Source organism: Deinococcus pimensis DSM 21231 (assembly GCF_000519345.1).
GTDB lineage: Bacteria > Deinococcota > Deinococci > Deinococcales > Deinococcaceae > Deinococcus_A > Deinococcus_A pimensis.
The window spans coordinates 94,194-104,013 of record NZ_KI912633.1 but is presented as its reverse complement, the minus strand read 5'-3'; the positions used below and the strand labels follow the sequence as shown (position 1 = coordinate 104,013).

Here is a 9,820-nt window from a genome sequence, read left to right as displayed (position 1 = left end):
GGAGGAGAGGGGAGCGGCCTCGGTGGCGGGTTCGGACGCCCGTGCGGACGCCGCCCTGGCCACCTCGGGCGAGGGGGTGACGTGGGGCGTGGACGCGGGCTTCGTGGGCTCGGTGGCAGGGGTGGTGTCGGCCGTCTGGCTGACGGGGGCCGTCGTACCGTCGGCGTCCCTGGCGGGGCAGCCCGTGAGCAGCAGGGCCGTGAGGAGCAGCGGGAGACCACGGGAGGAGGTGCGCATGGGTGACCTCCATTCTGCTTCATCAGGAGTGGCCCCACAATATGATCCCGCCTTCATTTATTCTCATTTCTCTTCCATGTGTGAGCGAACCCGATGCAAGAGCGAGACGGCCACATGGAACAAGATAAGAAATCTGTAAGAGGAAGCTGAGTACCCTGAGGCAACTGACTGGAGGTCCACGTGTCGGCCACCACCTGGCTCTACGGAACGAACGCACGCATCGCCGAGGAACTTCGACAGCTCCTCGAACACCGAGGCCGCACCGAGGAGGACGCGCGCCTGCCCACGCTCCTGCAGGCCCTCGCCGAGGGGGTCGCCGGACGCGACGCCCGCCCCGAGGAAATCGTCGAACTCGGCCGTCCCGGTGCCCGCCTTGACGATCTGCTCCTCACCTACCACCGTGAACGCCTCAGCTTCCTCGACCACTCCTTCCGCGCCCGTCAGGGCTGAACGGACGCCGCACCCAGCGCCACCCGCTCCGCGCCCGCGTACACGTTGAAGCGCTTCCCCCGCACAAAGCCCACCAGCGTCACGCCGAACCCCAGCGCCACCTCCACCGCGAGGCTCGACGGCGCCGACACCGCGCACACGACCGCCACGCCCGCCACGAGCGCCTTCTGCGTGATCTCGAAGCCCACCCGGCCGCTCACCACCAGCACGTGATCCGACAGGGGCAGCAGACCGCGCGCCAGCGCCCACCCCACCACCTTGTCCACGGCGTTGTGCCGCCCCACGTCCTCGCGGACCACCAGACAGCGGCCCGACGCGTCGAACAGGCCCGCGCCGTGCAGCGCGCCCGTGGCCCCGAACAGCGCCTGCCCCTCCCGCAGGGCGACGGGAAGCGCGCACAGCAGGTCCGGCGCGAGCGGCGGCCCGCTCCACACGGGTGGCGCGGCGCGCAGCGCGAGGCGCTCCACGCTGCCCGACCCGCACACCCCGCACGCGCTGCCCGTCACGATGGCGCGGACCAGCACCTCCCGTGCCCGCGCCGGGTCACGCAGCCTGATCCGCACCACGTTCTCCAGCGTCATGTCCCCCTCCGACCACGCGCGCAGGTCCAGCACGTCCGCCGCCCCCGAGATCACGCCCTCGGCGCGCAGCAGGCCCAGCACGAGCTCCCCGTCGTGACCCGGCGTGCGCATCGTCACCATCAGGGCCTCCTCGGGGCCGTCCTCCTCGACGAGGCGCAGTTCCAGCGGCTCCTCCCTCGCGAGGTCGTCAGGCCGGACCGTGACCTCCCCGCCGTCGAAGGTGACGACCTCGCGCCTCACGTGTGCGGCACGTCCGGCGCGGTGTCACGCTCACGCAGCGCCCGCCCGAACCCCCTGAGGACCCCCAGCACCGCGCCCAGCGCGAGCCCCACGTCCGGATCCCGCGCGAGGGAAAGCAGCTCGCCCAGCCCCGCCCGCTCCCCGGCCTCCACCCGCCGCGCGCCCTCGCGGACACCCGCCTCCAGCGCGCCGCGCAACGTCTCCAGCCCGCCCGGATCGACGCTCCCGAGGGCCTTCACGAGCTCCAGCACGTTGCGGATCGCGCGGACGCTGCCGGGCTCGTTGAGGATCTCCAGCGCGTGGAAGGTCAGGCCCTCCCCGCCCCGCACCACCCGCACGAGCGTGTGCAGCACGCGGTGCTCGTGCAGCTCGCGCAGCAGTTCCAGCGCTTCGAGCAGCGCGTCCGCGCTCTCCTCGGTGCCCGCCTCCACCCGCTCGCGCGCGGTGGGCAGCAGGTCACGCGGGTCGAACTCCACGGGCTTCGCCATCAGTCGTCTCCCCCCGTCGTCTCCGGCGACGCGGCGCGCGCCACCTCCGAGCGGTCCGCGCGGGTCCCCGGGAAGCGGTAGTCGGCGCGGCGCCACTTGCGCTCCACCTCCACGCCACGCTGCGGCGTCGGACGACCGAAGCGGTGGTTCGTGCGCGGCAGCGGGCTCTCGCCCTCCTGGGGCAGCACCTCCATCCGCACCGCCGTGTCCTTGTACGCGGGCGTGTGCGTCGAGTGGTCCGTGTGGCTGCCCGTCAGGCGGTTCACGGCCTGCCGCGCGTCGGGCGTGTTCATCGGCATGTACAGCTGACGGCCCCGCACGCGGTCCGTCACGAGGACCGGCACCCGCACCGCCCCGTGCCGCGACACCAGCCGCACGAAACGCCCGCTCGTCACGCCGCGCTCCTCGGCCAGTTCGGGCGACACCTCCACGAAGGTGCCCGGCACCTTGCTCGTGATGCCCGCCGACCGGAACGTCATGTTCCCCTCGTGGAAGTGCTCCAGCATGCGGCCGTTGTTGAAGTGCAGGTCGTACGCGGCGTCCGGCACCTCCACGGGCGGCACGAACCGCGCCGGGAAGAGCCGCGCCTTCCCGTCCGGGAAGGGGAAGCCCTCCGTGAACAGCAGCGGCGTGTCGCTCCCGTCGGGCAGCACCGGCCACTGCAGCGACCGGAAGCCCTCCAGCCGCTCGTACGTCACGCCCGAGTACAGCGGCACGAGGCTCGCGATCTCGTCCATCACGTCCCCCGGATGTTCGTACGTCCAGTTCGCGCCCATCGCGTTCGCGATCATCTGGATGATCTGCCAGTCCGGACGGCTGTCCCCCAGCGGTTCCAGCGCCCGGTAGAGCCGCTGGATGCGCCGTTCCGTGTTCGTGAAGGTCCCGTCCTTCTCCAGGCTCGGGCTGGCCGGGAGCACCACGTCCGCGAACTGCGCCGTGCGGGAGAAGAACATGTCCTGCACCACGAAGAATTCCAGCTTCTCGAACGCCTCCTCCACGAGGTTCACGTTGGAGTCCACGATGCCCATCTCCTCCCCCTTGAGGTACATCACGCGCAGCGTGCCCTCCAGGATCGCGTGGACCATCTCGTGGTTGTCGAGGCCCCTGCTGCTCGGGAGCGGCGTGCCCCAGCTCGCCTCGAACTTCGCGCGCACCGCCTCGTCGTCGACGCTCTGGTAGCCGCCCACGAAGTTCGGCATGGCCCCCATGTCCGACGCGCCCTGCACGTTGTTGTGCCCCCGCAGCGGGTAGGAACCCGCGCCGGGCCGCATGTAGTTGCCCGTCACCAGCAGCAGGTTGCTGATCGCGGTGCTCGTCTCGCTGCCGCCGCACTGCTGCGTCACGCCCATCGCCCACATGACGCAGGTGCCGTCGGCCTCCACGATCTCGCGCGCGATCCGGCGCAGGTCCTCCTGCGGGATGCCCGTGAGTTCCTGGGCGTGCGCCAGCGTGTACGGCTCGATGCTCGCGCGGAACTCCGCCTCGTCCTCCACCCAGCGGTCCAGGAACGCCCGGTCCTCCAGCCCCTCGTCGAGGATGTACTTCGCGACCGCCGTGAGCCACACGAAGTCCGTCCCCGGCTTCGGACGCACGAACAGGTCCGCGCGGCGCGCCATCTCGTGCTCGCGCAGGTCCGCGACGATGAGGCGCTGCCCGCGCAGCTTGTGCGCGCGCTTCACCCGCGTCGCGAGGACCGGATGCGACTCCGCCGTGTTCGTCCCGATTCCGATCACGAGGCCCGCGCGCTCCAGGTCGTGGATGCTGCCGCTGTCCCCGCCGTACCCCACGGTGCGCCACAGGCCCATCGTCGCGGGCGACTGGCAGTAGCGCGAGCAGTTGTCCATGTTGTTCGTGCCCACCACGGACCGCGCGAGCTTCTGCATGAGGTACGCTTCCTCGTTCGTGCACTTCGACGACGCGATGAACGCCAGCGCGTCCGGCCCGTGCCGCTCACGCACCTCCGTGAAGCGCCGCGCGATCAGCGAGATCGCCTCGTCCCAGCTCGCCTCGCGGAAGCCGTCGCCCTCACGGATCAGCGGCGTGGTCAGCCGCCTGTCGCTGCTCACGTGATCCCACGCGAACTTCCCCTTGACGCAGGTCGACACGCCGTTCGCCGGGCCGTGCGTCGGCTCGATCTTCAGGATGTGACGGTCCTTCGTCCACACCTCGAAACTGCAGCCCACCCCGCAGTACGTGCAGACCGTCTTCGTCCGTTCGATGCTGCCCTCGCGCGTCGCCGCCTCCGCCTCCGAGATCTGCAGGATCGGCCCGTACCCCACGCTGGGCTCCGCCGCCTTCACGAGATCCACCGCCGACCCGAACACCGGCAGGGGCAGGTCCGTCATGAGGCCCGCCTCGCCCAGCATCGACTTCTCCATCAGCGCGTTGCACGGACAGACGCTCACGCAGTGCCCGCAGCTCACGCAGCTCGACTCGCCCGCGGGCTTGCCGCCGTCCCACAGCACACGCGGATGCGGGTCCTCCCAGTCGATCGTCAGCGTCTCGTTCACCTGCAGGTTCTGGCAGGCCTCCACGCAGCGTCCGCACAGGATGCACTGATCCGGATCGTACCGATAGAAGGGGTTCGTCTCGTCCTTCTCGTACGGCTTGGGGTGGTACGGCGTCACCTGATGCTCCACCTTCAGCAGGGCCGTCGTGTTGTGCACCACGCAGTTGCCGTTGTTGTTGTCGCAGACGGTGCAGTACAGCAGGTGATTGCCGAGGATCGTGTCGAAGGCCGCCGCGCGCCCCTCCCGCGCCGCCGTCGTCTCCGTCCGCACCGCGAGACCCTCCGCGACGGGCGTCCCGCAGGCGCGCACCAGCTCCCCGTTCACCTCCACGAGGCAGGTGTCGCACGTCCGGATCGGCCCGAGCTGCGGGTGATAGCACACCTGCGGCAGGCTCACCCCGCTCCGGTTGAGCACGTCGACGAGGGGCTCGCCGACCCGCGCGGGAAACGCCGCGCCGTTCACGGTCACGTGGACATCCTGACTCAAGGGGAACCTCCAGGGGTCCGGGCGTGCCCGGCGCGGGAATCGGATGCACCTAACCTCGCGCGCGGACCATGCGCGCCGGATGCGAGGACGTTCAGACTTCGTCCATGCAGCCCGCTCCTCCATCCGGGTCGGACGGGCCTCACGTGCGCCCACCCTACCCTGAGTGCGACACCACCGACAGGAGGACGCGTATGCCCGAGGATCACGACCGACCCCAGAGGACGCCCGAACCGCCCGACCAGGAGGCGCTCTCCCACCGTCACGGGGACGCCGAGGGCCCCTTCGGGGCCGACATGACGAACCTGCGCGGCGGCACGAGATCCCCCGACCAGCAGGACGATCACACCCAGCACGGCCAGGCGAGCGGCGGCGCGAGCCCCTACGGGACCGGCACGTCCGAAACGACGGGCGGCAGCCTCGACCCGACCGACCCGCGCACCAACGCGCGAGGGCAGTCCCGCACCGGAAACGAGGACGCGGAGCCCTGACGGGTCTGGTAGCCTCCGGGACGTGACGGCCCTCACCCCACACGGTCAGCCCGCCCGCTTCGAGCCCGGCCTGCGAGAGGTCGCGCCGGGCGTCCACGCCTACCTCACCCCGAACGGCTCGTGGAGCGAGAGCAACGCCGGGCTCGTCGTGAGCGGCGATCATGCCCTGCTGATCGACACGCAGTGGGACGCGCACCTCACCCTGCGGCTCCTGCAGGCCGTCCACGCGGCCGCGCCGCACGCGCCCATCACGACGCTCGTGAACACCCACGCGGACGGCGACCACATCTTCGGCAACGCCCTCGTGGGCGCCCCCGAGGTCGTGATGACCGAGCGCGCCGCGCGCGACGCCCTCCACGAGACGCCGGGCAGCCTCGTCGCGTTCCAGCGGCTCACGCGCGCCCTGCGCGGGGTTCCCCTGCCACGCTCCGCCGCGCGGACACGGGACTTCGTCGCGGACGTCCTCGCGCCCTTCGACTTCACGGGCGTCCGGCCCGCCGCGCCCACGAGGACGTTCACGGGCAGCCTCGACCTGCTCGTCGGGAGCCGAAGGGTCCGCGTCGAGGAGTACGGGCACGCGCACACGTCCAGCGACAGCGTCGTGACCGTCCCCGACGCGGGCGTCGTGTTCGCCGGGGACCTGCTGTTCGTCGGCGTGACGCCCGTGATGTGGGCGGGCCCGATCACCACCTGGCGCGCGCACCTCGCGCGGCTCCTCGCGCTGGACGCCGACGTCTACGTGCCCGGTCACGGCCCCGTCTGCGGCAAGGAGGAGGTGCGCCTGCTCGACGCGTACTTCGACCTGCTGGGCCGCGCGGGCGGCGCGCTGCTCGCGCGGGGCCTCCCGCCGCACGAGGCGGCGCGCGCCTTCCTGGACTCAGGAGAGTTCCGCGCGTCGCCCTTCGCGGCCTGGGACAACCCCGAGCGGGTGTACATCAACCTCCTCACGATGAGCCGCGCGGGTGGCCGCGCCGAGACGCCCGTGAAGCCCCTCGACCGCGCCCTGGCGTTCCACCACATGGCGCAGCTCGCGGCGCGCGGCAGCTGAGCCGGGTCGCCGTTCGGTGGCGGGGGCGCGGGCTACGATGGAGGCATGAGCGCGCCCGTCTTCAAACCGATGAGCGTCGAGGAGTACCTCCGCACGGAGGAAACCAGCCCGTACAAGCGAGAGTACGTGGGCGGCTTCGTCTACCCCCTGCACGGCACCACGCGTGCGCAGGCGGGAGCGAGCCGCAACCACGTCCGCATCACGGTGAACATCACGCGTGAATTGAGCACCCGGGCGCAGGGTACGGATTGCTTCGTGTACTCGTCGGACATGAAGCTCTACATCGAGGGTGCGAGAACCTTCTACTACCCCGACGTCATGGTCGTCTGCGGTCCCACCGATCCCGACGCCCCCGACACCTACGAGACGGCCCCCTGCCTGCTCGTGGAGGTCACGTCGAGGAGCACCGTCCGCAACGACCGCCACGCGAAGTACCAGGCGTACACGGCCCTGCCGAGCCTCCAGACGTACCTCATCGTGGAGCAGCACGAGCGGCGCGTGTACGCCTACCACCGCCAGGGCCGGACGTGGAAGCTGCAGGAACTCGCGAGCAGCGGCACCGTCGACCTGCCCTGCCTGGGACACACGCTCAGCCTCGACGACGTCTACACGGGCGTGCCGGTCTGAAGGGGTCAGGCAAAGGGAAGAACCCCGGCGGTCACCGGGGTTCTTGTTCTGGTGCGGAAGGGCAGACTTGAACTGCCGACCTCACGCTTATCAGGCGTGCGCTCTAACCAGCTGAGCTACTCCCGCTCAAAGCGGTACGTAGGTTAGCAAAGGATGCGGGCAGTGTCAACGCCTGCCCGGGGTGAGGGCTCAGGTGCGGACGTAGGGGTCGTACAGGCGACGGTACTCGTCCATCGCGTAGCGGTCGGTCATGCCCGCGAGGTAGTCGCACACGGCCCGCTCGATGCCGTGCTGCCGCTCGCCGGCGCGGACGCCGGGCGGCAGCATCGCGGGCTGCTTGCAGTACGCCGCGAAGAGGCTCGTGAGGAAGTGCTCGGCCTTGTGCACCTGCCGCACGACGCGGTGATGACGGTAGAGGTTCGCGAAGAGGAACCGCTTGAGGTCCATCAGGAGACCACGGGCCTCGTCGCTGTAGCCGATCAGGAGGCGGTCGTGCGTGCGGACGTCCGCGAGGGTGCGGACGTCCGCGTCCCGCAGGCGCCGCTCGCTCGCCTCGATGAGGTCCGTGATCATCCAGCCGAGCAGTTCGCGGATGAGGACACGCCGTTCCTTCTCCGTGATGTGCGCCGGATCGAGCCTGAGCTCGCGCACGAAGCGGTCCCAGATCTCCAGCCCTTCGAGGTCGCGGGGCGTGATGAGGCCGCTGCGCAGGCCGTCGTCGAGGTCGTGCGCGTTGTAGGCCGTCTCGTCCGCGACGTTCGCGAGCTGCGCTTCCAGGCCGGGCCGCCAGTTCGGCTCGTACTCGGGGATGTCGCGCGTCTCGGGCTGATCGTAGAGCGTCTCGTGCTTCACGATGCCCTCCAGCGTCTCCCAGGTGAGGTTCAGACCGGGAAAGCCCTCGTAGCGCTCCTCCAGTTTCGTGACGATGCGCAGGCTCTGACGGTTGTGCTCGAAGCCGCCGTGGTCGCGCATGATCTCGTTCAGGATGCGTTCGCCCGCGTGCCCGAAAGGCGGATGCCCCAGGTCGTGCGCGAGCGCGACGGTCTCCGCGAGCGTCTCGTTCAGGCCGAGCGCCACCGCGACGGACCGCGCGACCTGCGCGACCTCCAGGGTGTGCGTGAGGCGCGTGCGGTAGTAGTCGCCCTCGTAGTTCACGAAGACCTGCGTCTTGTACTCCAGACGGCGGAAGGCGGTGGTGTGCAGCACGCGGTCGCGGTCCTTCTGGTAGGGGCCGCGGTAACGGCTCTCCTCCTCGGGGTAGCGGCGCCCGCGCGTCTCGTCCGAGAAGGTCGCGTAGGGCGCGAGGGACTGCCGCTCTCGCTGGAGCAGGAGGTCACGGGTGAAGAGCATGCGTTCAGGCTAGCAGCGAGGAGCCGTCAGCGGTCAGCCGTCAGCCATCAGCGGTCGAGGCTCGGTGGCGGTGGTCGTCGGGACGAGCCCGAACAGGAAGCGGGGCGTTCCGAGGAGGAACGCCCCGCTTCACTGACCGCTGACCGCTCCTAGATGCTGAGGGTCTTGGCGCACCTGTACAGCGAGCGGCTCACGTCCTTGCGCTTCTCCCACGTCTCGTGCAGGGGCGTGAAGACGATCTCGCCGTTCACGCGGCCCGCCATGACGTCCGTCCGGCCTTCCAGGATGGCGCGCACGGCCTCCTCGCCGAGGCGCGACGCGAGGATACGGTCGCTGCTGACGGGCGAGCCGCCACGCTGGATGTGCCCGAGGATGCTGACGCGTGTCTCCAGGCCCGTGCCCTCCGCGATGGCCTGACTGACGCCCATCGCGCCGCCCGGGTAGCCTTCCGCGACGATGATGATGCTCGACGCCTTGCCCTTCGCGACGCTGTCCTGGATGACCTGCACGACGTCCGTGACGGGCTTCTCGTCCTCGGGGAGGAAGACCTCCTCGGCGCCCCCGGCGACGGCCACGTCGAGCGCGATGTGACCCGCGTGACGGCCCATGACCTCCACGACGAAGATGCGCTCGTGACTGGCGGCGGTGTCGCGCAGCTTGTCCACGGCGTCCAGCGCCGTCTCCACGGCGGTGAAGTAGCCGATGGTGTGATCCGTGCCGTACAGGTCGTTGTCGATCGTGCCGGGAATGCCGATCACGTCGATACCGTGCTCCTCGTAGAGGTAGTGCGCGCCGTGAAAGCTGCCGTCCCCGCCGATCACGATGAGGCCGTCCACGTTCAGGTCGCGCAGGTGCGCCGCGCCCTTCGCACGGCCCTCGGGGGTGCGCCACGTGGCGGAACGCGCGGTGAGCAGGATGGTGCCGCCGCGCTGGATGGTGTTGGCGACGTCGCGCGGTCCGAGGATGCGCATGTCGCCCTGATGGAGGCCCTGGAAGCCGCGACGGACGCCGACGACCTCCACGCCCTGGCTGGTGGCGGTCCGGACGACGGCGCGGACGGCGGCGTTCATGCCGGGCGCGTCCCCGCCGGAGGTGAGCACTGCGATTCGCTTCATGATGTTCCTTCTCCTGTCAGGCGTCCGCGTCCGTGCCCGCTTCGCGCGTCACGGCCAGCGCCAGGCTGTAAGCGTCATTCTTACGCAAACCGGCCTGCACGAGCAACGCGCGGATGTCGCGCACCTCGCGGCCCTCGCCCGCGAGCCGCTCGGCGAGCGCGCGGAAGTCCGTCCCCTCGCCCTCGGGCGTTCCGGGGTGG

At 70.5% G+C, this 9,820-nt stretch carries 10 protein-coding genes, 1 tRNA gene and 1 pseudogene; 4 read left to right on the top strand and 8 right to left on the bottom strand.

Annotated elements, in window-relative coordinates; translation table 11 throughout:
- The coding region (locus tag DEIPI_RS38995) for a hypothetical protein (protein ID WP_027481065.1) at window positions 1-237 on the bottom strand (237 nt) is incomplete at its 3' end.
- Window positions 238-417: 180 nt separating this feature from the next.
- Between DEIPI_RS38995 and DEIPI_RS0105090 the strand changes: the two genes are divergently transcribed.
- Window positions 418-687 (top strand): hypothetical protein, encoded by a 270-nt coding sequence (locus tag DEIPI_RS0105090; protein ID WP_027481064.1) that lies wholly within the window; start codon window positions 418-420, stop codon window positions 685-687.
- Here DEIPI_RS0105090 and DEIPI_RS0105085 read toward each other — a convergent pair.
- From DEIPI_RS0105085 to fdhF, 3 genes are read right to left on the bottom strand one after another with little or no spacing between them, the layout of a single operon-like run.
- The gene (locus DEIPI_RS0105085; RefSeq protein WP_027481063.1) at window positions 678-1,508 is read right to left on the bottom strand and encodes a formate dehydrogenase accessory sulfurtransferase FdhD; all 831 of its coding nucleotides are present in this window, start codon (window positions 1,506-1,508) and stop codon (window positions 678-680) included. The two genes, DEIPI_RS0105090 and DEIPI_RS0105085, sit on opposite strands and share 10 nt — an antisense overlap.
- A complete protein-coding gene (locus tag DEIPI_RS0105080) occupies window positions 1,505-1,996 on the bottom strand; it encodes a helical membrane plugin domain-containing protein (RefSeq protein WP_027481062.1) in 492 nt (163 codons plus the stop codon). Before DEIPI_RS0105080 ends, DEIPI_RS0105085 begins: the two co-directional genes overlap by 4 nt.
- Window positions 1,996-4,992 (bottom strand): formate dehydrogenase subunit alpha, encoded by a 2,997-nt coding sequence (gene fdhF / locus DEIPI_RS0105075; protein WP_027481061.1) that lies wholly within the window; start codon window positions 4,990-4,992, stop codon window positions 1,996-1,998. Before fdhF ends, DEIPI_RS0105080 begins: the two co-directional genes overlap by 1 nt.
- 191 nt (window positions 4,993-5,183) lie before the next feature.
- Between fdhF and DEIPI_RS38990 the strand changes: the two genes are divergently transcribed.
- From DEIPI_RS38990 to DEIPI_RS0105060, 3 genes are read left to right on the top strand one after another with little or no spacing between them, the layout of a single operon-like run.
- Entirely contained in the window at window positions 5,184-5,480 is a 297-nt protein-coding gene (locus DEIPI_RS38990) for a hypothetical protein (protein WP_045233677.1), read from the top strand.
- 22 nt (window positions 5,481-5,502) lie between these two features.
- On the top strand, window positions 5,503-6,528 hold the full coding sequence (locus DEIPI_RS0105065; protein ID WP_045233676.1) for an MBL fold metallo-hydrolase: 1,026 nt from the start codon (window positions 5,503-5,505) through the stop codon (window positions 6,526-6,528).
- A 45-nt stretch (window positions 6,529-6,573) separates the two neighbouring features.
- On the top strand, window positions 6,574-7,155 hold the full coding sequence (locus tag DEIPI_RS0105060) for a Uma2 family endonuclease (protein WP_027481059.1): 582 nt from the start codon (window positions 6,574-6,576) through the stop codon (window positions 7,153-7,155).
- Window positions 7,156-7,204: 49 nt separating this feature from the next.
- On the opposite strand, the gene DEIPI_RS0105055 is transcribed toward DEIPI_RS0105060, so the two are convergent.
- From DEIPI_RS0105055 to DEIPI_RS38985, 4 genes and pseudogenes are all read right to left on the bottom strand, one after another.
- Window positions 7,205-7,281, bottom strand: a tRNA-Ile gene (locus tag DEIPI_RS0105055).
- Between the two features lie 63 nt (window positions 7,282-7,344).
- Window positions 7,345-8,505: a deoxyguanosinetriphosphate triphosphohydrolase gene (locus DEIPI_RS0105050; RefSeq protein ID WP_027481058.1), complete on the bottom strand. Its 1,161-nt coding sequence runs from the start codon at window positions 8,503-8,505 to the stop codon at window positions 7,345-7,347.
- A gap of 149 nt (window positions 8,506-8,654) precedes the next feature.
- Complete coding sequence (pfkA, locus tag DEIPI_RS0105045; RefSeq protein ID WP_027481057.1) at window positions 8,655-9,620, bottom strand: 6-phosphofructokinase; 966 nt, start codon at window positions 9,618-9,620, stop codon at window positions 8,655-8,657.
- 16 nt (window positions 9,621-9,636) lie between these two features.
- Window positions 9,637-9,820, bottom strand: a pseudogene (locus DEIPI_RS38985) (16S rRNA (cytidine(1402)-2'-O)-methyltransferase); the annotation flags it as partial.

Bases quoted from the DNA above. Each gene is read 5' to 3' on its own strand.
- DEIPI_RS0105080 (WP_027481062.1), bottom strand. From the start codon at position 1,996: ATGGCGAAGCCCGTGGAGTTCGACCCGCGTGACCTGCTGCCCACCGCG.
- DEIPI_RS38990 (WP_045233677.1), top strand. From the start codon at position 5,184: ATGCCCGAGGATCACGACCGACCCCAGAGGACGCCCGAACCGCCCGAC.
- DEIPI_RS0105060 (WP_027481059.1), top strand. From the start codon at position 6,574: ATGAGCGCGCCCGTCTTCAAACCGATGAGCGTCGAGGAGTACCTCCGC.
- DEIPI_RS0105050 (WP_027481058.1), bottom strand. From the start codon at position 8,505: ATGCTCTTCACCCGTGACCTCCTGCTCCAGCGAGAGCGGCAGTCCCTC.
- pfkA (WP_027481057.1), bottom strand. From the start codon at position 9,620: ATGAAGCGAATCGCAGTGCTCACCTCCGGCGGGGACGCGCCCGGCATG.